Origin of the sequence: Pseudomonas sp. GL-R-19 (genome assembly GCF_019956375.1) — a bacterium.
Taxonomy (GTDB): domain Bacteria; phylum Pseudomonadota; class Gammaproteobacteria; order Pseudomonadales; family Pseudomonadaceae; genus Aquipseudomonas.
In genome coordinates this window covers 146,146-170,712 of record NZ_JAHBDJ010000022.1, presented here as the reverse complement: position 1 = coordinate 170,712, position 24,567 = coordinate 146,146, and the positions used below count along the sequence as shown (strand labels likewise).

Sequence of the window (24,567 nt, the reverse complement as noted above, 5' to 3'; positions counted from 1 at the left end):
TGACAAACCGCATTCGCGAGCAGGCTCGCTCCCACAGGGGAATTGCAGCGGCCAAAAAATCGCTGGCATTCCTTGCTACTGATATGCGCCACTAACGCCATTGTTCAATACCGCTGCAACGCTGGAGATTCCCGTTATGAGCGAGAGTGTGTTTGCCGATCGCATCGTGCAGAACCTGCTCGACACCGACTTCTACAAACTGACGATGATGCAGGCGGTGCTGCACAACTACCCGAACGTCGAAGTCGAATGGGAGTTTCGTTGCCGCAACAGCGAGGACTTGTGCCCCTACCTGGCGGAAATCCGCTTCCAGATCGAGCGCTTGGCCGAACTGAGCCTGAGCGCCGATCAATTGAGCTTTCTGGAGCGCATCAGCTTCCTGAAGCCGGATTTCCTGCGCTTTCTCGGGTTGTTCCGCTTTAACCTGCGCTACATCCACACCGGCATCGAAAACGGTGAGCTGTTTATCCGCCTGCGGGGCCCTTGGCTGCATGTGATCCTGTTCGAAGTGCCGCTGCTGGCGCTGGTCAGCGAGGTGCGCAACCGCTATCGCTACCGTGAAATCGTACTGGAGCAGGCCCGCGAGCAGCTCTACCGCAAGTTCGACTGGCTGAGTGCCAATGCCAGCAGCGATGAATTGTCCGAATTGCAGGTGGCCGATTTCGGCACGCGCCGTCGCTTCTCGTATCGCGTACAGGAAGAAGTGGTGAATGTGCTCAAGCATGACTTCCCCGGACGCTTCGTCGGCACCAGCAACGTGCATCTGTCCCGGGAGCTGGACATGAAACCGCTGGGCACCATGGCCCACGAGTGGATCATGGCGCACCAGCAACTCGGCCCACGGCTGATCGACAGCCAGATCGCCGCCCTCGATTGCTGGGTCCGCGAATACCGTGGCCTGCTGGGGATTGCCCTGACCGACTGCATCACCATTGATGCCTTCCTCGGCGATTTCGATCTGTTTTTCGCCAAGCTTTTCGACGGTTTGCGCCACGATTCAGGCGATCCGGTATTGTGGGCGGAAAAAGCCATCGCCCACTATCACAAGCTCGGCATCGACCCGATGAGCAAGACACTGACGTTCTCCGACAGCCTGACCCTGCCCAAGTCCCTGGAGATATTCCGGGCGCTGCGCGGTCGGATCAATGTCAGCTTCGGCATCGGCACCAACCTGACCTGTGATATTCCGGGTGTCGAACCGATGAACATCGTGCTTAAAATGGCCGCCTGCAACGGCCAGCCGGTGGCGAAGATCTCCGACGAGCCAGGCAAGACACACTGCAAAGACCCGAATTTCGTCGCTTACCTGCGACACGTTTTCCAGGTTCCTGCCGCCCTTTCAAGTACATCAAACAAGGAGTGAATTCATGCAAGCCGTACAGCGTGAGATTGCTGAACAGCTCAAGGTCCAGCCGCCATTCGCCGACGAAGCCGCCCTTGAGGCCGAAGTCGCCCGGCGGGTGACCTTCATTCAGGACTGCCTGGTCAACTCCGGGCTCAAGACCCTGGTACTGGGCATCAGTGGCGGTGTCGACTCCCTGACCGCCGGCCTGCTGGCCCAACGGGCCGTCCGTGAACTGCGCCAGCGCAGCGGTGATGCCGCCTATAAGTTCATCGCCGTGCGCCTGCCCTACGAAACCCAGTTCGATGAGCACGACGCCCAGGCGTCGGTGGACTTCATCAAACCGGACGAGCGCCACACCGTGAACATCGGCCCGGCGGTCAAATCCCTGGCCAATGAAGTGGCGGCCTTCGAAGGCAAACATGCGGTGTCGGTGGACTTCGTGCTCGGCAACACCAAGGCGCGCATGCGCATGGTCGCCCAGTACACCATCGCCGGCGCAACCCAGGGCCTGGTGATCGGCACCGATCACGCGGCGGAAGCGGTGATGGGTTTCTTCACCAAATTCGGTGACGGCGCCTGCGACCTGGCACCACTGAGTGGCCTGGTGAAAAACCAGGTCCGCGCCATCGCCCGCAGCTTCGGCGCGCCGGAGTCGCTGGTGGAGAAAGTCCCGACCGCCGATCTGGAAGACCTGTCACCCGGCAAACCGGACGAAGCCTCCCACGGCGTGACTTATGCCGAGATCGATGCATTCCTGCATGGCAACCCGGTGCGTGAAGAGGCGTTCAATATCATCGTCGATACGTACAACAAGACCCATCACAAGCGCGTGATGCCGTTTGCGCCGTAACGCCTGCGCGCAGGAGCGTGTAGGAGCTGTCGAGTAAAACGAGGCTGCGATCTTTTGATGTTCAAGATCAAAAGATCGCAGCCTGCAGCAGCTCCTACAAGTGCAAAAAAAAGCGTCCACTACGGACGCTTTTTTTATGACTGCGATTCGATTACTTCAGGGTCACGGTGCCTTTCATCATCGAGATGTGGCCCGGGAACGAGCAGAAGAAGCCATATTTTTCAGCGGCATCCAGCTTGGACACATCGAAGGTCACCGAGTCTGTCTCGCCAGCGCCGATGATCTTGGTGTGAGCGATGATGCGGGCGTCGCCTTCTTTCAGGTAGTTCTTGTCGATACCAGCGCTCAGGCCGTCGGTGGCGATCGGCTGCATGTCGGCTTCTTTACTCAGCACCCAGTTATGGCCCATGACGTTCTTCGGCAAGCTGCCGGTGTGAGTCAGCTCGACAGTGAAGGTCTTGCAGCTCTTGTCGATTTCAATGGCCTTGGTGCTGAAGGACATTTGATCGGTGGAGTCAATGGTGGTCTTGCACTCGGCAGCCATCAATTGGCTGCTGGCCAGTGTCAACAGGGATACCGCAACAAGTTTGGCAAACATGGTGAATCTCCAAGGCAGGGTTAACGAAATCGCGAACGAACAGAAGACTGCCTGAAAACTTCGCAAGTTCATATGACTTGAATCAAAAATTGTATACAACTTTTGGACTATGACGCCGATACGAAATATCTACCGGCCAAGTGTCTGGCCCGGGCCTATCATCAGGCCGTCCCCTTCAAATGGAACGCCTGTCATGTCGATCAACAGCCTGTTGTGCAGTTTGCTCGCCGCCTACGCCTGCGGCGCCAGCGGTACGTACGAAACCCCGGAAAACCAAGTCTAGCCCTTGGAGTGCCGTGCGCCTGCCTTTACTCTGTGGCCCTGAGCGAACATGGAGCAAGGCATGTCTTTAACATCCGTTTGTGTATTTTGTGGTGCCAGCACCGGCACCAACCCGGCTTATCGCGAAGCAGCCGTGGCCCTTGGCCGGGCGTTGGCCGAGCGCAAGCTGACCCTGGTGTATGGCGGTGGCGCCGTGGGCCTGATGGGCATCGTCGCCGATGCGGCCCTGGCGGCCGGCGGTGAAGTGATCGGCATCATCCCCCAAAGCCTCAAGGATAAGGAAATCGGCCACAGTGGCCTGACTCGCCTGGAAGTCGTCGATGGCATGCACGCGCGCAAGGCGCGGATGGCCGAGCTCAGCGATGCCTTTATCGCACTGCCCGGTGGCCTTGGCACCCTCGAAGAACTGTTTGAAGTCTGGACCTGGGGCCAGCTCGGCTACCACGGCAAACCGCTGGGTTTGCTGGAAGTGAACGGTTTCTACAGCAAATTGACGTCTTTTCTCGATCATATCGTCGGCGAAGGCTTCGTTCGCGGGCAGCACCGTGACATGCTGCAAGTGAGCGAATCGCCACAAACCCTGCTCGATGCTCTGGATGCCTGGCAACCGTCCACAGCGCCAAAATGGGCCGAGCAAAAACCCAGCTAACGGCTTGGCACCGATACAGGGCAGAATATGCGCCGCTCAACCTCACCTTCGACCCCAGAGGATCGCCCATGGCCAAACCTAATTATTCCTTCGCCAAACGTCAGAGAGACTTGGCCAAGGAGCAGAAGAAAGAGGAAAAGCTTCAGCGCAAGAAAGCTACAGCTGAAGAAGAAGCAGCCGCACTGAACCCGGAAGCAGAAGGTAAAGTGGCCGCAGAAAGTGATGTTGAAGCACCGAAAGATCAGGCGCCCGACGCCTGAGACCCTCAGGGCCCGATGATCTGATCAGGCCCACCGGATCCTCTGTAGGAGCGAGCTTGCTCGCGATGGTCGTTAACGATGACGCGGGAAACCGGGAGAAACGCGGTGCCCTATCGTTTTTCGCGAGCAAGCTCGCTCCTACAGGGGACCTGCGTTAATCCAGTGGCATCACTGTGACGCGCACTTCCGGATCGTGGCTCCCTCCTCCCAGAATCACCCCCCGCAACGGCGACACATCGGAAAAATCCCGGCCCCAGGCCAGGGTGATGTGCTCCAGCGCCGGTTGCACATTGTTGGTCGGATCGAAATCCACCCATCCCAGCACCGGGCAAAACACCGAAACCCAGGCGTGGGACGCATCGGCACCGATCAATCGCGGCTGCCCCGGCGGTGGCTGGGTCAGCAGGTAGCCGCTGACGTAGCGCGCCGCCAATCCTCTGGAACGCACGCAAGCGAGCATCAGGTGAGCAAAGTCCTGGCAGACCCCGCGTCGGCTCTCCAGCACCTCCACCAGCGGCGTCGCCACCTGGGTCGCCTCGGCATCGAAGGTGAACTCGCTGAAGATTTTCTCCATCAGCGCCTGCACGCCGAGCAGTAACGGTCGACCGGGCGGAAAACAGCTTTGCGAGAACTCGACGAAGTTTCTCTTCAAATGCACATACGGCGATTCAAACCGGTATCGGCAGGCTTCGAGCAATTCGGGGGACAGCGGTTGGCTGCTGTAGGTCAGTGCGCTTCGAGTGTTTTCCCACGTCGCAGACCGATTGAAGTCCAGCACAGGCCGGGGCAACACTTCGATCGTGAGGCTGGCGTTGACCAGCAATTCATCGTGGGGACGCTCGAACGCCAGCCGGGTCAGCGGATTGCCGAACACATCCAGTTCATCGCGACGCGAGGTCGGCTGTGGACTGATCTGCAATTGCCGGTCGGTACAGCGCTGCCAGGCACAAGGCCGTGGCCACAAATGCGCCAGTTGCTGGGCCAGGGACACCGGGCTGTCGTAGTGATAATGGGTGTCGTGGAAAATCTGGTAGTGGGCGCTCATCAGACGGACACCGTGCGCTGGCTGACATCATCGACATGGGCGAAATGCCGCAGCGCCAGGCGATCGGAAACTTGCCCGCTGACGTCAGCGACCTCCTGTAACAATGCGGCCAGCCCCTCGATGGCGGCGCGAACACTCGCGTCGCCGAACAGCGGATTTTCCAGGCAGCCCAGATCGAATCGCGCCAGACGCGCTACCAATTGCGGCAGCGCTGCTTCACGCGGTACACCAAAGTCATCATTGAGCCGTTTGAGGGTGCGGGTCACCAGTTTCAACTGGAACAACACGGCGTGAGGGTTCTGCTCGTCGAGCAACAGCAGGTCGAGCACCGGGATCAGCTGCGCCACCGCCAGGTATCGAGAACGATAGGTGATACTGCTGTTGCCCAGTTCCAGCAACCACTCCAGCCCGGCCTGATCGAATGCCCCGGCGCCCCGCAGGAACGCCGCCAGGCTGCCGCTGAGAAACTGCAGACGCTCGAGCCGCCGGCCAATCATCAGGAAACGCCAGCCTTCGTCCCGGGTCATGTCGTCCAGGGCAAAGCCGGACAGTGCCGCCAGGGACATCACCAGACGGTTGAGGAAATCCAGCAACTCGCCGAAATCCGGCTCTTCGGTTTCCAGCTCCATGGCTTCACGCTGCAACTCCACCAGTGCCTGCCAGTTTTCCCGCGAGAGTTTGCCGCGCACCTGTGAAGCAGCCCACTGCAAGCGTTGCAGGTTGGAACGCAGGCTGAACGGCCAGTCATCGCCAAGCAGCGCCGCCAACAGGCGCTCCGGCAATTCGCCCTCATCGGGCAACAACATCAGCCGTTCGCCGAGATCCACCGCGGCCTGCAGGGCTTGCGGGTCGTCGCCGTCGATATAGCGCGCCAGCATGATGCGCAGCAAACGGGCACTGTCGTCGCAACGTTCGCAGTAACGACCGAACCAGAACAGGTTTTCCACCACTCGCGACGGCAGGTACGGATCGCGCCGCACCAGATCATGCACGCCGATGTTGCGCTGGGCCTTCCATTGTTCGCCGCTGGGCGCACGCTCGCCCAGCACCCAGGTGTCCTTGCTGGCGCCGCCGCGCTGCATCGACACCACTTCGGCATCGGCATCGGCGGCGACCCGGGTCAAGCCACCGGGCAGCACCCGATAGCCCTCGCGGCTGGCCACCGCGTACACGCGCATGCCGATGGCACGGGGTTGCAGTTGACCGTCTTCGGCTTGCCAGATCGGCGCCTGGGATAATTGCGCGAGTTCTTGCGCCACATAAGCGTATGGCCGTGCCTGCATGCGTTCGGCGAGTTCCTCGCGCTGTTTTTCACTCAAGTCACGGCCAAATACCGGTGCAAAGCTCTGGGACGGAAATGCCGGTTTGATCAACAGCTCCGGCAGCTTTTCCAGGGCCTGGGCCAATACCGGCGCTTCGCCGCACCACCAGGTGGCGATGGACGGCAGGATCAGTTCTTCGCCGAACAGGAATTGATTGATCTTCGGCAGGAACCCCAATAGGCCGGGGGATTCCAGCACACCGCTGCCCAGAGCATTGGCCACCAGCACCCGCCCCTGCCGCACGGCCTCAAGCAGGCCCGGCACGCCGAGGGCTGAGTCGGTACGCAGCTCCAGCGGGTCGCAGAAATCATCGTCGAGCCGACGCATGATCACGTGCACCCGGCACAGACCACTCAGGGTCTTCAGGTAGACCGTCGCATCGCGCACCGTCAGGTCACCGCCCTCCACCAGTGGATAGCCGAGCTGGCGAGCGAGGTACAAATGTTCGAAATAGCTTTCGTTGAAACGCCCCGGCGTCAGCAGCACGACCAATGGCGCGTCCCCGTCACTCGGGGCCTGACGAGCCAGGGTTTCCTGCAAGGTGCGAAAGAACCCGGCCAGGTGCTGCACCTTCAGATCGCGGTACAGCTCGGGAAAGGCCCGGGACACAATCGTGCGGTTTTCCAGCGCATACCCGGCTCCCGAAGGCGCCTGGGTACGATCCGCCGTCACCCACCAGCGGCCATCGGGGGTGCGCGCCAGATCCACGGCATACAGATGCAGAAAAGCTCCGTCAGGCGGGCTGACGCCCTGACAGGGCCAAAGGAAGTTGTTGTGACCGAACACCAGCTCGGCGGGCAAAAGACCTTCGGCAATCAGCCGTTGCGGACCGTAAAGGTCAGCCAGCACGGCATTGAGCAACCTGGCCCGTTGCGCGATGCCGGCCGCCAGGTGCTCCCACTCCTCGGCGGCAATGACATGGGGCAGCAGGTCCAGTTCCCAGGGTCGGTCAGCGCCTTTGGGATCGGCATAAACGTTATAGGTAACGCCGTTCTCCTGGATTTGCCGGGTCAGCAGGGCCTGACGCTGCACCAGTTGCGCCGACGTGCTGCGTTGCAACTGCTCGAAAAGCCGGCGCCAGTGCGGGCGCACGGCGCCACTGTCGTCGAGCAGTTCATGATAGGTGCCCGCCGTCAGCGGGTAGCGGTCTAGCAGGTCAGGCATGGAAAGCTCGGCAGACAGCAATGAACGGTCAGACTAACGCAGGCTCGTGACGCTCGGATATACGTAAAATCCGAGCGTCGCGTACGGTTTAGAAACGTCGCAAATCGAGCGTCATCGGCAGCTCGTCGTTAATGTCCAGATTGGGCATAGGAAGTTTCCCTGGCGTGTGTCCGACGCGGAAGAAACGCGCCATCCGCCGGCTCTCGGCCTCGTTGGCGTTGACCGGCAAGCTGTCGTAATTGCGCCCGCCCGGGTGGGCGACGTGGTACTGGCAGCCGCCCAACGAACGCTGCATCCAGGTATCGAGCAAGTCGAACACCAGGGGCGCGTGGACCGGGATGGTGGGCTGCAGGCAGTTGGCCGGTTGCCAGGCACGAAATCTCACGCCCGCGACGAATTCGCCTACACGCCCGGTGGGCTGCAAGGGCACCGGGATGCCATTGCAGGTCAGCAGATAACGCTGGGGTGGTAGACCGCTGAGCTTGACCTGCAAACGTTCAAGCGAGGAATCCACGTAACGTACCGTGCCACCGACCGCGCCCTCTTCACCCAATACATGCCACGGCTCGAGCGCCTGGCGCAACTCCAGCGCAATGCCACTGACGGCGTAGTCGCCAACCTTGGGAAAACGGAACTCCAGATGCGCGGCGAACCATTCGGCCCGCACCGGATAACCGGCGGCGTTGAGGTCGACGATGACATCGGCGAAGTCTTGCTCGATAAAGTGCGGTAACAGGAAGCGATCGTGCAGCTCCGTGCCCCAACGCGCCAGTTTCGGCGGCGCATAGGGCTCGCGCCAGAACCGCGCGACCAGCGCCCGCAGCAACAATTGTTGCGCCAGGCTCATGCGTGCATGGGGCGGCATCTCGAACGCACGCAGCTCCAGCAATCCGAGGCGCCCGGTGGCGCCGTCCGGCGAATAGAGCTTGTCGATGCAGAACTCGGCGCGGTGGGTATTGCCGGTCACATCGATCAGCAGATTGCGCAGCAGTCGATCCACCAGCCATGGCGGGCATTCCTCACCCGCTTCAGGCATTTGTGCGAAAGCAATTTCCAGTTCGTACAAGGCATCGTTGCGTGCTTCATCGACGCGGGGCGCCTGGGACGTCGGGCCGATGAACAATCCGGAAAACAGGTAGGACAGCGACGGATGGTTGTGCCAGTAACTGATCAGGCTGCGCAGCAGATCCGGGCGCCGCAGAAACGGCGAGTCCCCCGGTGTCGCGCCCCCCAGCACGAAATGGTTACCGCCACCCGTGCCGGTGTGCCGACCGTCGATCATGAATTTTTCAGTAGTCAGTCGGGTCTGCCGCGCTTCTTCGTAGAGAAACTCGGTGCGCTCGACCAGCTCATCCCAGGTCGCGGACGGCTGTACGTTGACCTCGATCACCCCCGGATCCGGGGTGATTCGGAAGTTGCTCAGGCGTGGATCGCTTGGCGGCTCGTAGCCCTCAAGCAACACCGGGCACAGCAACTCTTCGGCAGTGGCTTCGATGGCAGCGACCAGTTCGAGGTAATCCTCGACCCGTTCCAGCGGCGGCATGAACAGGTACAACCGGCCTTCCCGCGCCTCGGCGCAGAAGGCGGTGCGGGTCAGCCAGTCGGCGGATTCGTCGATCTTCGGTGCGCGCTCTTGTACCTCGGCAGCTTCGCTTTGGCCTTGCAGTTGCGCGGTGTCGGGCAGCGGCGGGAAGTCCTGATTCGGGTCTTGCGGATGAATGAACGGATATTCCGCCGCCTTCACCCAAGGCTGCGAACCCAGCGGCAAGCGATAACCCAGCGGCGAGTCCCCCGGCACCAGGCGGCAGTGCTCGTCGCGCAGATACCAGCGCCCGCTCTGCCACTGATCACCCTTGGCGGTGCGCGCCAGCGGCAGGACCTGACCGATGACCTTGTCCAGCCCTTGGCTGAATACTTTGCGCAGGCGAGCCCGCTCCAGCGGTTCTTCCAGACGCGAGTCTTCGGCGCTGACGTTTTGCGGCAGCATTCCTTCGCGCCAGAGGTAATAGAAATTGTCTTCGTAGGCTGCAAACACAAAGCGTGTCGGAATCTTCAGGCGTTCGGCGACACTCGCCAGGAAACGTCCGGCCAGCACACCGTCGGCGCCATAATCTTCCTGCTCGTCGGCGATCAGCGCGCTGTTGTGCCAAATTGGCACGCCGTCACGACGCCAGTAGCAATTGAGCGACCAGCGCGGCAGTTGCTCGCCGGGGTACCACTTGCCCTGCCCGAAATGCACCAGCCCCTGGGGCGCGTAATGCTTGCGCATGCGCTGGAACAGTTCGGCGGACAACCGTCGTTTATCCGGCCCCAATGCCGCGGTATTCCACTCGGCGCCGTCCGGGTCATCGATGGACACAAAGGTCGGCTCGCCGCCCATGGTCAGGCGCACATCGCCTTCCAGCAGGTCGGCATCGATCTGTCGGCCCAAGGCTTGAATCGCCAGCCACTGGTCGTCGGTGTAGGGCTTGGTGACCCGCGGTGCTTCCCAAATCCGCTCCACGGACATTTCGTGGCTGAATTCGCACTCGCAGGGCTCCACCAAACCACTGATCGGTGCCGCAGAGGACGGATCGGGACTACAGGCCAACGGAATATGCCCTTCACCGGCAAACAGCCCGGAGGTTGCGTCCAGGCCGATCCAGCCGGCACCAGGCAAGTACACCTCGCACCAGGCGTGCAGGTCGGTGAAATCCACTTCGGTGCCGGACGGACCGTCGAGACTTTTTACGTCAGCGGTCAGCTGAATCAGGTAACCCGACACGAAACGCGCCGCCAGCCCCAGGTTGCGCAGCAGTTGCACCAGCAACCAAGCGGAGTCGCGGCACGATCCGGAAGCCTGGTCGAGGGTGTGCTCAGGTGTTTGTACGCCGGGCTCCATGCGGATCAGGTAGTCGATGTCTTCGCTCAGGCGCTGGTTGAGTGCGACGAGAAAATCCACGGCGGGCAACGGTGTGCGGTCGATGCCGTCCAGGTAGGCCTGGAACTTCGGCGTCAGGGGCAAGGTTTCCAGGTACGGCGCCAGTTCCTTGCGCTCATCCGCGGCATAGGCGAAGGGGATCTTTTCCGCATAGGGCTCGAGGAAGAAGTCGAACGGATTGAAGATCGCCATTTCTGCCAGCAGATCGACTTCGATTCGCAATTCCTCGGTTTTCTCCGGGAACACCAGCCGCGCCAGGTAATTGCCCTGAGGGTCCTGCTGCCAGTTGATGAAATGCTGCTCGGGCGAGATTTTCAACGCATAGGACAGAATCCGCGTGCGGCTGTGAGCGGCGGGACGCAGGCGAACGATCTGCGGGCCGAGCTCGACAGCGCGGTCATAACGGTAATGCGTAACGTGGTGCAATGCGACATGAATCGACACGGCGTGCCTCCTGCGAGCCTAGAGCGTATGGGAAAGCGCGCAAGACTTATGCCATCCAGCAATGCTGGCGCTTTCTTCGGTTGCCTGAGGCAGTACAGCACCAAAATCGGGCGAGGCGGGAAAATGGTTTGGCGTTGGCGCACATAAATGTGGCGAAGATCAAAAGATCGCAGCCTTCGGCAGCTCCTACAACGATCATGTACACCCGCGATTGATTGGATGTATGCATTATCTGTAGGAGCTGCCGAAGGCTGCGATCTTTTGATCTTCAGGCACAACGCAAAACGCCAACCCGAAGGTTGGCGTTCTGTTCAGTTCACGCGAGGCTTAGCGCGGCACGACCGGCTTGCGGGTCGGTTTGGGGCCTTTGCCCTTGGCCGCGTCCTTGCGCTCCTTGGCCGCCTGCTGGTTGCGAGCGAATGCCGCCGCCTTGGCCTGTTCACGCTTGTCCCACGGATTGCCGCCATCGCTGGCGCGGGGTGGCAGGCCGGTGTGCTGGGTGAGGATCTTGGTGGTCTTTTCCCCTGCAACCTTGTGGCTGCCAGCTGGCGTCGAGTTCTTGCGACGGGCGCTCTGGTAGCTGTCGGTGGACGGCTGGTGCAGCGGGATCAACTGGTTCTTGCCCGGCCCGATCAGGTCAGCGCGACCCATGCGGGTCAACGCTTCACGCAGCATTGGCCAGCCTTTCGGGTCGTGATAACGCAAGAACGCCTTGTGCAGACGACGCTGCTCTTCGCTCTTGACGATGGTCACCGCGTCACTCTTGTAGGTGACCTTGCGCAGCGGGTTCTTGCCCGAATGGTACATCGCGGTGGCGGTGGCCATCGGCGACGGGTAGAACGCCTGCACCTGGTCGGCACGGAAGCCGTTGCCCTTGAGCCACAGGGCCAGGTTCATCATGTCTTCATCGGTGGTGCCCGGGTGGGCGGCGATGAAGTACGGAATCAGGTACTGCTCCTTGCCCGCTTCCTTGGAGTACTTCTCGAACATGCGCTTGAACTTGTCATAGCTGCCGATGCCCGGTTTCATCATCTGGTTGAGCGGACCTTCCTCGGTGTGTTCCGGGGCGATCTTCAGGTAACCACCGACGTGGTGGGTCACCAGTTCCTTGACGTATTCCGGCGACTCGACCGCGAGGTCGTAGCGCAGGCCGGAAGCGATCAGGATCTTCTTCACACCCGGCAATTCACGGGCACTGCGGTATAGCTGGATCAGCGCCGAGTGGTCGGTGTTCAGGTTCGGGCAGATGCCAGGGAATACGCACGATGGCTTGCGGCACGCGGATTCGATTTCCGGGCTCTTGCACGCGATGCGGTACATGTTCGCGGTCGGGCCGCCGAGGTCGGAGATCACGCCGGTAAAGCCGGGAACCTTGTCACGAATTTCTTCGATTTCGCGAATGATCGACTCGTGGGAACGGTTCTGGATGATCCGGCCTTCGTGCTCGGTGATCGAGCAGAAGGTGCAGCCGCCGAAACAGCCACGCATGATGTTCACCGAGAAGCGGATCATGTCGTAGGCCGGGATCTTTTCCTTGCCGTACGCCGGGTGCGGAATGCGCGCATAAGGCATGCCGAACACGTAGTCCATTTCTTCGGTGGTCATCGGAATCGGTGGCGGATTGAACCAGACATCGACCTCGCCATGCTTCTGCACCAGCGCACGGGCGTTGCCCGGGTTGGTTTCCAGGTGCAGCACGCGGTTGGCGTGGGCGTAGAGCACTGCGTCGTTACGGACCTTTTCCACCGATGGCAGACGTATCACGGTCTTGTCGCGGGTCATGCGCGGGCTGGCCAGGATCTGCACGACCTTGGCTTCCTGCGGATCGTCGACCGGGCCCTTTTCCTGCTCGATTGCGCAGGCCTGGGTGTCCTGGGTGTTGACGTACGGGTTGATGATCTTGTCGATCTTGCCCGGACGGTCGATGCGCGTGGAGTCGACTTCGTACCAGCCTTGCGGCGTGTCACGACGGATGAACGCGGTGCCACGCACGTCGGTGATATCTTCGATCTTGTGCCCGTAGGACAGACGCTGGGCGACCTCGACGATGGCCCGCTCGGCGTTGCCGTAAAGCAGGATGTCGGCGCTGGCGTCGATCAGGATCGAGTTGCGCACACGGTCTTGCCAGTAGTCGTAGTGGGCGATACGGCGCAGGGACGCTTCGATGCCGCCGAGCACGATCGGCACGTTTTTGTAAGCTTCCTTGCAGCGCTGGCTGTAGACCAGGCTCGCGCGGTCCGGACGCTTCCCGGCCATGCCACCCGGGGTGTAGGCGTCGTCGGAACGGATTTTCTTGTCCGCGGTGTAGCGGTTGATCATCGAGTCCATGTTGCCGGCCGCGACACCGAAGAACAGGTTCGGCTCGCCGAGCTTCATGAAGTCGTCTTTGGACTGCCAGTTCGGCTGGGCAATGATCCCGACGCGGAAGCCCTGGGACTCCAGCAGCCGGCCGATGATCGCCATGCCGAACGAAGGGTGATCGACGTAGGCATCACCGGTGACGATGATGATGTCGCAGGAATCCCAGCCGAGCTGATCCATCTCCTCCCTGCTCATGGGCAGGAACGGCGCTGGCCCGAAACATTCGGCCCAGTACTTGGGATAGTCAAATAACGGCTTGGCTGCTTGCATGTCGATAACCGGTGTTGGCTTTCATTGAATTTCGCGGGCGCGGAATATAGCACAAATTTTGACCAATTCCGACGGCTATGGTCGGAAATTGGTGGGAGCTCTGACACACACAACCTATGTGGCGAGGGAGCTTGCTCCCGTTCGACTGCGAAGCAGTCGCAAAACCAGAAAAAGTGGTGTGCCTGAATCAGTATCGTTGCAGGTATTGGGGCTGCTGCGCAGCCCAGCGGGAGCAAGCTCCCTCGCCACAGAGGCCCTGCGTCAATAGTTACTCATCGTCGTCGAAGTTGTAGCTACCCGGTGCCAGGTTCTCGAAGCGGGTGTACTTTCCGATGAACGCCAGGCGGATAAAGCCGATCGGGCCGTTCCGCTGCTTGCCGATGATGATCTCGGCGATGCCTTTGTGCTCGGTCTCCGGGTGATACACCTCGTCGCGATACACGAACATGATCACGTCGGCGTCCTGCTCGATCGCTCCGGATTCCCGCAAGTCGGAGTTCACCGGGCGTTTGTTCGGGCGCTGCTCCAGGGAACGGTTGAGCTGCGAGAGCGCCACCACCGGACATTGGAATTCTTTCGCCAGGGCTTTCAGGGACCGGGAGATCTCGGAAATCTCGTTGGTCCGATTATCGCCACTGGAACCCGGGATCTGCATCAGTTGCAGGTAGTCGATCATGATCAAGCCGATTTCGCCGTGCTCACGTACCAGACGGCGGGTCCGGGCGCGCATTTCCGACGGGCTGATGCCGGCGGTGTCGTCGATGAACAACTTGCGATCGTTGAGCAGGTTGACCGCCGAGGTCAGGCGCGGCCAGTCGTCGTCTTCAAGCTGACCGGAACGGACCTTGGTCTGGTCGATACGACCCAGGGAAGACAGCATACGCATGATCAGCGATTCGCCTGGCATCTCGAGGGAGTAAACCAGGACGGCCTTTTCGCTGCGCAACACGGCGTTTTCCACCAGGTTCATCGCAAAGGTGGTTTTACCCATCGATGGACGGCCGGCGACGATGATCAGGTCGGACGGTTGCAGGCCGCTGGTTTTCTCGTCGAGGTCGGTGTAACCCGTGGACAGCCCGGTGATGGCGTTGTCGGTGTTGAACAAGGTGTCGATGCGGTCGATGGCCTTGGTCAGCAGGTCATTGACGCCCACCGGGCCACCGGTTTTAGGTCGGGCCTCGGCGATCTGGAAGATCTGCCGCTCAGCCTCGTCGAGAATCTCGGCGGCAGTGCGACCCTCAGGGTTGAACGCGCTGTCGGCAATCTCGGTACTGATGCCGATCAGTTGGCGCAACGTCGCCCGCTCGCGAACGATCTGCGCATAGGCCTTGATGTTGGCGACTGACGGGGTGTTCTTCGCCAGTTCGCCCAGGTAACCGAGACCGCCGACCTGTGAAGTCTGACCTTCCTTGTCCAGTTGTTCGGACAGGGTCACGACGTCGATCGGCATGTTCTGATCGGCCAGCTTGGCGATCGCGCGGAAGATCAGACGGTGGTCATGTCGATAGAAATCGCCGTCGGAGACTTGATCGAGCACACGCTCCCAGGCGTTGTTGTCCAGCATCAGACCACCGAGCACGGCCTGTTCGGCCTCGATGGAATGCGGCGGCACCTTCAGCGCGGCGGTTTGCAGATCGTATTGCTCAGGAGCGGAGATATCGTTCATGGCCACTTGGTTGTTTAGAAAAAGCAGGGGTTGGAAAACAGGAGCTACCAAAAAGACAAAGGGCACGACCTGTAAACAGGATCGTGCCCGATGTTACCGGCAAGCACCCGAGGGTGCCAGCCGACAAGTGCTGCTTAAGCTGCTACCACGACAACGCGTACGGTGGCTTCAACTTCGGCGTGCAGGTGCACGGCTACGTCGAATTCGCCTACGTTGCGGATGGTGCCGTTCGGCAGACGAACTTCGCTCTTCTGCACTTCAACGCCGGAGGCGGTCAGTGCGTCAGCGATGTCGTGAGTACCGATCGAACCGAACAGCTTGCCTTCGTCGCCAGCGGTGGCAGTGATGGTCACTTCCAGCTCGGCCAGTTGGGCAGCGCGGCTTTCAGCCGACGATTTACGATCTGCTGCAGCTTTTTCCAGCTCGGCACGACGCTCTTCGAACGCAGCCAGGTTGGCTGGGGTCGCAGCGGTAGCTTTGCCGTAAGGCAGCAGGTAGTTACGACCGTAACCAGCCTTAACGTTCACTTTGTCACCCAGGTTGCCCAGGTTGGTGACTTTTTCCAGAAGGATCAGTTGCATGTGAAAATCCTCTTAACTTTTAACCTTCACCGTTCGCGTTATCGGCATCTTTCGGTGCCGAACGACCGCGAAAATCAATCAGGCTGTCGACGATGGCCAAGACCACCAGCAACGGATAGATCAGTTGCATGAACAGCAACAGCGTCACGTACAACCCCACCAGCCAGAACCTGGCCAGTCGCTTCTGCGCCACCAGCCCGTGAATCAGGGCCAGCCCGGCGAACACCAGCGGTACGCTGCACAACGGCGTCAACATGGCCATCTGTGGGCCGATGTTCGGCCCCAGAAGCATGCACGCCAGCAGCAACATCGCCGGCAACAGCGGGAAGCGGATGGCGCGAAACTCGCGACCAAAACCGCCCGGGTTGTACAACAACGCCTGCCAGTAGCGCCCGACAAGCAGGCTCAGCAAGCTGACGATTTGCAACAACGCCGCAATCAGGCCGGTCAGGACCGGTGCAATCAGGGACGCGAAACGCGCTTGTTCGTCTACCGACAACTTCTGGTAGACGTCACCGAGTAGCGACGGCATGACCTTGATCAAAGCCTGCGCCAGCATCTCGATCTGGGGAGCAAAAGCTGTCCCCAACACCACTGAAAACACCACTCCCATCGCTATGCTGACCAGCAGCACGCGGTTCCAGGACTCGCTTGCGCGCAAAACCAGCGCAAGGCTCGCAGACCCCAGCAGCACCAGAAGTGCCCGTGGATCTTCGGAGTACAGCCACCAGGCCAATGCCGGCAGCAGTCCCAGAGCAAGAACGCCCAGGGCGTCCCTCAATCCGCGCCGCAGGAGCACAAGGCATCCGGCGGCAGCACCCAACCAATACAACAACGGCATCGCCGCGCATCCAGCCACTACGAGAGTGGCCTGCATACGGCCGCGCATGATGAACTCAGCTATGGCCCGCATGCATTCAATCCTTTGCTACGTGTCGACTGCCCGGTCTCAGCGGCCGTGGCTGTCGGTGTAGGCCAGCAGGGCCAGGAAGCGGGCGCGCTTGATAGCGGTGGCCAGCTGACGCTGATAACGAGCTTTGGTACCGGTGATGCGGCTTGGAACGATTTTGCCGGTCTCGGATACGTAGGCTTTCAGAGTGTTGAGATCTTTGTAATCGATCTCTTTCACGTCTTCAGCGGTGAAGCGGCAGAATTTACGACGACGGAAGAAACGTGCCATTTGATAGGCTCCTTAAAAGGTCCGTGGATTACTCGTCAGCGTTATCGCTGTTGTCGCTGTCATCACTGTCAACGCTTTCAGCGCCTTCGTGCTCAGGACGGTCGCGACGCTCACGGCGCTCACTGCGGTTTTCTTCAGCCTTGAGCATCTCGGACTGGCCGGTAACGGCTTCGTCGCGACGGATGACCAGGTTACGGATCACTGCATCGTTGTAGCGGAAGTTGTCTTCCAGCTCGGCCAGGGCCTTGCCAGTGCACTCAACGTTCAGCATCACGTAGTGAGCCTTGTGAACATTGTTGATTGCGTAGGCCAGTTGACGACGGCCCCAATCTTCCAGACGGTGGATTTTGCCGCCGTCTTCTTCGATCAGCTTGGTGTAACGCTCAACCATGCCGCCGACTTGCTCGCTTTGATCCGGGTGGACCAAAAAGATGATTTCGTAATGACGCATGAATGCTCCTTACGGGTTGTAGCCTGCCGCTCAAAAGCGGTCAGACAAGGAGTGAATGACACTTATGGACTTGCGGACGCTAGACACGTTGGTGCCTGCCATCACAGCAAGGGGCGCAATTGTAGAGAAGGGGCGAGGGAGGCGCAAGGTAATTGGTGATTAATTGAACAACCCCCGACACTAAAAGGCACTGTAGGAGCGAGCTTGCTCGCGAAGGTCGTCAACGATAACGCGGGGAAGCTGATTCTCCGCGGTGATCTTGAGTCCTTCGCGAGCAAGCTCGCTCCTACAGTGGATCGTACGTGGATCAGGGCTTTTTGGCGGCAGCCTTGGCTTTGACGCTACGCTGACGCTGCGCCTCGAACAGGCAAACACCCGTCGCCACCGACACGTTGAGACTGCTGACACTACCGGCCATCGGCAGATTCACCAGGTAGTCGCAATGTTCGCGGGTCAGGCGGCGCATGCCCTTGCCTTCGGCACCCATGATCAGGATGGTCGGACCTGTGAGGTCCTGATCATAAAGACTGACTTCGGCCTCCCCCGCCGTACCGACAACCCACAAGCCGCGCTGCTGGAGTTTTTCCAGGGTGCGCGCCAGGTTGGTCACGGCAACCAGCGGAATCACTTCCGCCGCGCCGCAGGCGATTTTTCGCACAACCGGAGTCAGGGTCGCCGACTTGTCCTTCGGCACGATCACTGCCAACGCACCCGCCGCATCGGCCGAACGCAAGCAGGCACCGAGGTTGTGCGGATCGGTCACGCCGTCGAGCACCAGCAACAACGGCGCGCCGTCGGTGCGATCGAGCAATTCATCGAGCATCGCCTCGCCCCAGACCTGGCTCGGACTCACGTCCGCGACCACACCCTGGTGCACGCCCTCAACCCAGGCGTCCATTTCGCGGCGCTCGGCCTGGCCGACCTGGACCCGGTTTTCGTTGGCGAGCTCGATCAGTGTCTGGACCCGAGGGTCATTGCGACCTTCGGCCAGCCAGATCTGCTTGACGCGTTTCGGGTGGTGACGCAACAACGCTTCTACAGCGTGTACGCCGTAGATCTTTTCCAACTGACTCATGGCTTGGCCTTAGGTTTACGCGCCCCGCCACTCTTGGCTGGAGCCGAGCCCGCTTTTGGCGGGCCTTTACGATGTTTGCTCGGTTTGGCTGGCTTGCCGCCGACGGCCTTGTCAGGCGTCGACCGACTGGTCTTTCCCCCAGACGCCGCTTTACCGCCGCTTTTCGCTCCAGCCAGCAACGCCTGCTTCATTTCACGGCTTTTGCGCACTTCGGCGTTTTTCGCCGCCGCATCGCTCGGGCGATAGGCTTCTACAGCCTTTTCCTTGGCAGGACGACGACCGGTTTTCGCCGGGGCCTCTGCTTCGGCTTTAGCTGCGGGCGCTGCCGCTTCGGTGCCACGCTTTTTGCGGCCGATCGGCGCGCTGATGGTTTTTTCAGCCATCTCGAAGTCGATCTTGCGTTCGTCGAGGTCGACGCGCATGACCCGCACTTCCACGGTGTCACCCAGGCGGAAACTGCGACCGGTACGCTCACCGGCCAGGCGGTGGTGCACAGGATCGAAGTGGTAGTAATCGCCCGGCAGCGCGGTGACGTGCACCAGGCCTTCGACGTAGATATCGGTCAGTTCGACGAACAGGCCAAAACCGGTCACGGCGGTGATCACGCCCGGGAACGACTCGCCCACGCGATCTTTCATGAACTCGCATTTGAGCCAGTTCACTACGTCGCGGGTCGCTTCGTCGGCACGGCGCTCGCTCATCGAGCACTGCTCGCCGAGCTGCTCCAGCGCCGCTTCGTCGTACGGATAGATGCGTGCTTTCGGAATGGTCATCGCACCGGCACGACGAACGTGCGGGGTGTTCTGCTTCGAATGGATCACGCTACGAATCGCCCGGTGCGTGAGCAAGTCCGGGTAGCGGCGGATCGGCGAAGTGAAGTGCGTGTACGCCTCGTAATTCAGGCCGAAGTGGCCCTGGTTATCGGCGCTGTACACCGCCTGGCTCAACGAACGCAGCATGACGGTCTGGATCAGGTGGAAATCCGGACGATCCTTGATACCGGCCAACAGTGCCTGATAATCCTTCGGCGACGGACCATCCTTGCCTTTGTGCAGGGACAGACCGAGCTCGCCAAGGAAAGCGCGCAGCTTTTCCAGGCGCTCTGGTGGCGGACCATCGTGAACGCGGTACAGCGCCGGGATCTCGTGCTTTTTCAGGAACTCGGCGGTGGCCACGTTGGCCGCCAGCATGCATTCCTCGATCAGCTTGTGAGCGTCATTGCGCACGGTCGGACGGATTTCGGCAATCTTGCGCTCGGTACCGAAGATGATCCGGGTTTCCTGGGTTTCGAAATCGATCGCGCCACGCACATGACGAGCCGCCAGCAACACCTTGTACAGCGAGTAGAGCTGCTTGAGGTGCGGCACCACGTCGGTGTATTCGCCGCGCAGCTTACGCGCTTCGGTGGCTTTCGGCGTTTCGAGCATGGCGCTGACCTTGTTGTAGGTCAGGCGGGCATGGGAGTGGATCACCGCTTCGTAGAAGCAGTAGTCGGTCATTTCGCCGGTTTTGGAGATGGTCATCTCGCAAACCATGGCCAGACGATCGACTTGCGGGTTCAGCGAGCACAAACCATTGGACAGCTGCTCAGGCAGCATCGGAATCACACGCTCGGGGAAGTACACCGAGTTGCCACGAACCTGCGCTTCGGCATCCAGCGCCGAACCGAGCTTCACGTAGCTGGATACGTCGGCAATCGCCACGTACAGCTTCCAGCCGCCGGAGAACAGACGCAGTTTGCCCGGACGGGCTTCGCAGTAGACCGCATCATCGAAGTCGCGGGCATCTTCGCCGTCGATGGTGACGAACGGCAGATGACGCAGGTCGATGCGCTTCTCTTTGTCTTTCTCTTCGACTTCCGGCTTGAGCTTGCCGGCTTCCTTGAGCACGGCATCAGGCCAGACGTGAGGAATGTCGTAGGTACGCAGGGCAACATCGATTTCCATGCCCGGCGCCATGTAGTTGCCCACGACTTCGACCACGTCGCCTTGCGGCTGGAAGCGTGGCGTCGGCCAGTGAGTGATCTTCACTTCGACGAACTGACCGATCTGCGCGTTGGCGTTACGACCCGGCGTGACCAGCACTTCCTGCTGGATTTTCGGGTTGTCGGCAACCACGAAACCGATGCCACCCTCTTCGAAGTAGCGGCCGACGATGCTCTCGTGAGCCCGGGAAACCACTTCGACGATCATGCCTTCGCGACGACCACGACGATCCAGGCCGGATACACGGGCCAGCGCACGGTCACCATCGAACACCAGGCGCATCTGCGCCGGGCTCATGAACAGGTCGTCACTGCCGTCGTCCGGCACCAGGAAGCCGAAGCCATCACGGTGACCGCTGATGCGACCCAGGATCAGGTCGAGCTTGTCCACCGGCGCATAAGTGCCGCGTCGGGTGTAGATGAGTTGAGCATCGCGCTCCATGGCGCGCAGGCGGCGGCGCAGGGCTTCGATCTGGTCTTCCGTGGTCAGACCAAACTCTTCGACCAGCTGCTCGCGGTTAGCAGGCGAACCTCGATCAGCAAGGTGCTGAAGGATCAGTTCACGGCTAGGAATAGGGTTTTCATATTTTTCCGCTTCACGAGCGGCCTCGGGATCGAGGGACTGCCAATCGGCCATTAGAGAGTTTTCACCTTGTCTATATGCGGGTTAGTTTGGCATAGGCGTAATGAAACGGGAAATTTCAGGCTAAGACGACCCATCTAAAGCCCTGTATCGACACCGAAAAGCCGTTTTGAAGACCGCCGGCGAAATTTTCCAGGTTTTTTTGATGTCGGGGGTTTACAGTTAAAAAGACGCTCCGTATAGTGCGCGCCATCGACGACGGACAACGTTGCCGATACTGCCCAGATGGTGAAATTGGTAGACACGCCAGCTTCAGGTGCTGGTGACCGCAAGGTCGTGGAAGTTCGAGTCTTCTTCTGGGCACCAATTTCGAGCTTGAGATTAGTTCAATTTCAAGGCTCACACAAAAACCCGCGAAAGCGGGTTTTTTGCATTTTGGAGTGCTGGTTTATTTTTTTTAAATCAGGGGTTTACAGATCAAATAGCTCTCCGTATAGTGCGCCACATCAACAGCGACAACGCTGAAGATAAATGCCCAGATGGTGAAATTGGTAGACACGCCAGCTTCAGGTGCTGGTGACCGCAAGGTCGTGGAAGTTCGAGTCTTCTTCTGGGCACCAATTCAAATTCAAGGTTAAGACCTTGAATTTCACAGAAACCCGCGAAAGCGGGTTTTTGCGTTTCTGGCCTTCCGAAAAACACCCCACCCTCTTCTGTAGGAGCGAGCTTGCTCCGGGCGGCGTTCCGACGATGCACTCGAGGCTGACGTTTGCCAGCAGACAGAACGCGTCATCGTTCACGCCCATCGCGAGCAAGCTCGCTCCTACAGGAATTACACAACCTGTAAAGCGCATTTGAGAAACAATATCGTTTATCATTGTTGCAAGTTTTTGCAATGCGACAGTGAGGAACCCTGCGAATGATGTTTCGAAATACCCTGCGCCGCGGCCTGACCATTACCCTGCTAGGCCTGGCGCTCGCCACTCCCCTCACCCAAGCCGCCGACCCGGTTGCCCTGACCCTCTACAACGGCCAACACAAAGAAGTCGGCGACGCGGTTGCCAAAGCTTTCGAAGCCAAGACCGGGATCCACGTCAATGTGCGCAAAGGCAGCAGCAACCAGCTCGCCAGCCAGATCGTCGAAGAAGGCGATCGTTCTCCCGCCGACGTGATCTACACCGAAGAGTCGCCGCCACTGAACAAACTCGGTGAACAAGGCCTGCTGGCCAAGGCGGATGACGCCACGCTGGCCGTTCTGCCCAAGGAATACGTCGCCGGCAATGGCACCTGGATTGGCGTGACTGCCCGGGTACGCGTTGTAGCCTACAACCCGAAACTGGTCGATGAAAAAGACCTGCCGAAGTCGGTGATGGAGTTCTCCAATCCAATATGGCAAGGCAAGGTCGGCTTCGTACCCACCAGTGGTGCCTTTCAGGAACAGGCCGTTGCGATCATCAAAGTTCACGGCATGGATGCTGCCGAAGAATGGCTGACCGGACTGCGCGCATTCGGCAAGACCTACAGCAATAACATGGTTGCACTCAAGGCCGTGGAAAATGGCGAAGTGGCAACAGTATTGGTGAACAACTACTACTGGTTCGCCTTGCAGCGGGAAAAAGGCCAGCTCGACTCGAAACTGCATTATTTCAGCGGCGGCGACGTCGGCGGGCTGATCACAGTTTCCAGCGCCGCAGTCCTCAAATCCAGCAAACACCCCAAAGAAGCACAGCAATTGCTCGCCTACGTGGCCAGCGAGGAAGGCCAGCGTGTGATCACCCAGACCACCGCCGAATACCCTCTGCACAAAGGCATGGAATCTGATCGCGGGCTCAAGCCGTTCAGCGAACTGGAAGCACCCAAAGTCACGCCTGCCGACCTCGGCAACGCCGAAGAAGCGCTGGACCTGGAACGTGACGTTGGCCTGAATTGATGGGTGCCTCACTGTCCGCGCATCACGCGTACGCGCCACGGCGCAAGCGGCCGTCTATCTGGCTGATACTGCCCGTGTTGCTGTTGGTGGCGCTCAGCCTCCTGCCTTTGCTGTATGTCGGCCTGAAAGCCTGGCAGGCGGGCTGGGCAGAAGCACTGCATTTGCTATGGCGACCTTATGTGTTCGGCTTGCTGCGCAACACACTCGCATTGATGATTGGGGTCACCGCTGTTTGCGGGGTAATCGGCTTGTCGCTGGCCTGGTTGCTGGAACGCAGTAATTTGCCGGGCCGACGATTGTGGGGCGTGATCCTCTGCCTGCCGTTCGCCGTACCGGCATTTGTCAGCAGCTTTACCTGGGTTTCGTTGAGCGCTCATTTCGAGGGACTTGGCGGGGCCATCCTCGTGATGAGCCTGTCCAAATACCCGCTGATTTTCCTGCCTGTAGCGGCAACGCTGCGCAACCTTGACCCGTCCCTCGAAGAGTCCGCGCGCACGCTGGGGCAGAATCGTTGGGGCGTATTTTTCAAGGTCACCCTGCCCCTGCTCTGGCCTTCAATGCTGGCGGGGTCGTTGCTGATTGCACTGCACATGCTGGTGGAGTTCGGTGCCTTGTCGATCATCGGCCTGCAAACCTTCACCACCGCGATCTATCAGCAGTTCGAGCTGGAGTTCAGCAATGCCAACGCCGCGATGCTCTCCACCGTACTGCTGATGTTGTGCCTGGCGCTGTTGTGGCTGGAGCTGCGCATACGCGGCAAGGGTCGACACGTGCGCACCGGCCAAGGTGCGGCGAGACGCGCGGAACAGGTTCAACTGGGCCCTTGGGCTGTGGCGGGACAGCTTTATTGCCTGCTGCTGGCAATCATTGGCAGCGGGATTCCGTTGGGTATGCTGGCCTACTGGTTGGCAGTGGGATCATCGGCAGCCTTTCCCGTGACGGCAATCGGCGAAGCATTGCTGTCCTCCCTGGCACTGTCGCTGGGCGGCGCTGCACTGTGCCTGGTGCTGGCGGTGCCGGTTGGCCTGCTGGTCGTGCGCTACAAAGGCCAATTGTCGATCTGGGCCGAGCGCCTGCCGTATCTGCTGCACGCCCTGCCGGGGTTGGTCATTGCCCTGACCCTGGTGTATTTCGCCCTGCACTACGTGCCGATGCTTTACCAGACATCGGCATTGCTGCTGATCGCCTACGCCCTGCTGTTTCTGCCGCTGGCCCAGGCGCCGATCCGCACTGCCCTGAACAAGGCGGCACCGCAACTTGAAGAGGCGGCACGCACGCTGGGCGCGTCATCGTTCAGCGCGTTTTGCCGAGTGACGCTGCCGATCATTTTCCCGGCGCTGGGCGCGGCTTTTGCCCTGGTGTTCCTGGATGCGATGAAGGAACTGACGGCGACCTTGCTGTTGAGTCCAACCGGGCTGAATACACTGGCAACGGAAGTCTGGGCACATACCGCGAATGTCGAGTTTGCGGCGGCGGCGCCTTATGCGGCGTTGTTGATATTGGTGTCGGGGTTGCCCGTTTACCTGTTAACGACCCGGATGTATTTGAGTCGCTGATAAAGCAAAAGATCGCAGCCTGCGGCAGCCCCTACAGGGAAACGCATATTC

General features: G+C 60.1%; 18 protein-coding genes and 2 tRNA genes. 8 read left to right on the top strand and 12 right to left on the bottom strand.

Features of this window, described 5'->3' with window-relative positions; translation table 11 throughout:
* Positions 1-136: 136 nt before the first annotated feature.
* Both pncB and nadE read left to right on the top strand, forming a co-directional pair.
* Positions 137-1,363 (top strand): nicotinate phosphoribosyltransferase, encoded by a 1,227-nt coding sequence (pncB, locus tag KGA83_RS13470; RefSeq protein WP_108218435.1) that lies wholly within the window; start codon positions 137-139, stop codon positions 1,361-1,363.
* A gap of 4 nt (positions 1,364-1,367) precedes the next feature.
* Entirely contained in the window at positions 1,368-2,195 is an 828-nt protein-coding gene (gene nadE / locus KGA83_RS13465) for an ammonia-dependent NAD(+) synthetase (RefSeq protein ID WP_218430967.1), read from the top strand.
* Positions 2,196-2,346: 151 nt separating this feature from the next.
* Here the strand turns inward: nadE and azu are convergent, their stop codons facing one another.
* Positions 2,347-2,793: an azurin gene (azu, locus tag KGA83_RS13460; protein ID WP_108218433.1), complete on the bottom strand. Its 447-nt coding sequence runs from the start codon at positions 2,791-2,793 to the stop codon at positions 2,347-2,349.
* 343 nt (positions 2,794-3,136) lie between these two features.
* Between azu and KGA83_RS13455 the strand changes: the two genes are divergently transcribed.
* On the top strand, positions 3,137-3,724 hold the full coding sequence (locus KGA83_RS13455) for a TIGR00730 family Rossman fold protein (RefSeq protein WP_108218432.1): 588 nt from the start codon (positions 3,137-3,139) through the stop codon (positions 3,722-3,724).
* 68 nt (positions 3,725-3,792) lie between these two features.
* Positions 3,793-3,984 (top strand): hypothetical protein, encoded by a 192-nt coding sequence (locus KGA83_RS13450; RefSeq protein WP_223529888.1) that lies wholly within the window; start codon positions 3,793-3,795, stop codon positions 3,982-3,984.
* Positions 3,985-4,138: 154 nt separating this feature from the next.
* Here the strand turns inward: KGA83_RS13450 and KGA83_RS13445 are convergent, their stop codons facing one another.
* The 11 genes from KGA83_RS13445 to rnr all read right to left on the bottom strand — a co-directional run bounded on the left by KGA83_RS13445 (position 4,139) and on the right by rnr (position 21,084).
* Positions 4,139-5,029: a transglutaminase N-terminal domain-containing protein gene (locus tag KGA83_RS13445; RefSeq protein ID WP_108218430.1), complete on the bottom strand. Its 891-nt coding sequence runs from the start codon at positions 5,027-5,029 to the stop codon at positions 4,139-4,141.
* Entirely contained in the window at positions 5,029-7,515 is a 2,487-nt protein-coding gene (locus KGA83_RS13440) for a circularly permuted type 2 ATP-grasp protein (protein ID WP_108218429.1), read from the bottom strand. The genes KGA83_RS13445 and KGA83_RS13440 overlap by 1 nt, the downstream gene beginning before the upstream one ends.
* Positions 7,516-7,603: 88 nt before the next feature.
* The gene (locus KGA83_RS13435; RefSeq protein ID WP_223529887.1) at positions 7,604-10,879 is read right to left on the bottom strand and encodes a DUF2126 domain-containing protein; all 3,276 of its coding nucleotides are present in this window, start codon (positions 10,877-10,879) and stop codon (positions 7,604-7,606) included.
* 327 nt (positions 10,880-11,206) lie between these two features.
* A complete protein-coding gene (locus KGA83_RS13430; protein WP_108218427.1) occupies positions 11,207-13,510 on the bottom strand; it encodes a YgiQ family radical SAM protein in 2,304 nt (767 codons plus the stop codon).
* Between the two features lie 268 nt (positions 13,511-13,778).
* Positions 13,779-15,176, bottom strand: a complete 1,398-nt coding sequence (gene dnaB / locus KGA83_RS13425) for a replicative DNA helicase (protein ID WP_108218426.1) — start codon at positions 15,174-15,176, stop codon at positions 13,779-13,781.
* Positions 15,177-15,310: 134 nt separating this feature from the next.
* Positions 15,311-15,757: a 50S ribosomal protein L9 gene (gene rplI, locus KGA83_RS13420; protein ID WP_034149636.1), complete on the bottom strand. Its 447-nt coding sequence runs from the start codon at positions 15,755-15,757 to the stop codon at positions 15,311-15,313.
* A gap of 19 nt (positions 15,758-15,776) precedes the next feature.
* A complete protein-coding gene (locus tag KGA83_RS13415) occupies positions 15,777-16,670 on the bottom strand; it encodes a hypothetical protein (RefSeq protein ID WP_108218425.1) in 894 nt (297 codons plus the stop codon).
* Between the two features lie 36 nt (positions 16,671-16,706).
* Entirely contained in the window at positions 16,707-16,937 is a 231-nt protein-coding gene (gene rpsR, locus KGA83_RS13410) for a 30S ribosomal protein S18 (RefSeq protein WP_002551829.1), read from the bottom strand.
* Positions 16,938-16,965: 28 nt separating this feature from the next.
* Positions 16,966-17,388 (bottom strand): 30S ribosomal protein S6, encoded by a 423-nt coding sequence (gene rpsF / locus KGA83_RS13405; RefSeq protein WP_007982042.1) that lies wholly within the window; start codon positions 17,386-17,388, stop codon positions 16,966-16,968.
* A 307-nt stretch (positions 17,389-17,695) separates the two neighbouring features.
* Positions 17,696-18,463, bottom strand: a complete 768-nt coding sequence (gene rlmB, locus KGA83_RS13400; RefSeq protein WP_108218424.1) for a 23S rRNA (guanosine(2251)-2'-O)-methyltransferase RlmB — start codon at positions 18,461-18,463, stop codon at positions 17,696-17,698.
* Positions 18,460-21,084, bottom strand: a complete 2,625-nt coding sequence (gene rnr, locus KGA83_RS13395) for a ribonuclease R (protein WP_108218423.1) — start codon at positions 21,082-21,084, stop codon at positions 18,460-18,462. The genes rlmB and rnr overlap by 4 nt, the downstream gene beginning before the upstream one ends.
* A 225-nt stretch (positions 21,085-21,309) precedes the next feature.
* Here rnr and KGA83_RS13390 point away from each other — a divergent pair.
* The 4 genes from KGA83_RS13390 to KGA83_RS13375 all read left to right on the top strand — a co-directional run bounded on the left by KGA83_RS13390 (position 21,310) and on the right by KGA83_RS13375 (position 24,516).
* Positions 21,310-21,396 (top strand) — tRNA-Leu (locus KGA83_RS13390).
* A gap of 167 nt (positions 21,397-21,563) precedes the next feature.
* Positions 21,564-21,650: transfer RNA gene (locus KGA83_RS13385), tRNA-Leu, on the top strand.
* 299 nt (positions 21,651-21,949) lie between these two features.
* Positions 21,950-22,960, top strand: coding sequence for an extracellular solute-binding protein (locus tag KGA83_RS13380; protein WP_108218422.1), 1,011 nt, complete (start codon positions 21,950-21,952; stop codon positions 22,958-22,960).
* Positions 22,960-24,516 carry an ABC transporter permease gene (locus tag KGA83_RS13375; RefSeq protein WP_223529886.1) on the top strand — a complete coding sequence of 519 codons (1,557 nt, stop codon included), beginning with the start codon at positions 22,960-22,962 and terminating at the stop codon, positions 24,514-24,516. Before KGA83_RS13380 ends, KGA83_RS13375 begins: the two co-directional genes overlap by 1 nt.
* Positions 24,517-24,567: the final 51 nt, after the last annotated feature.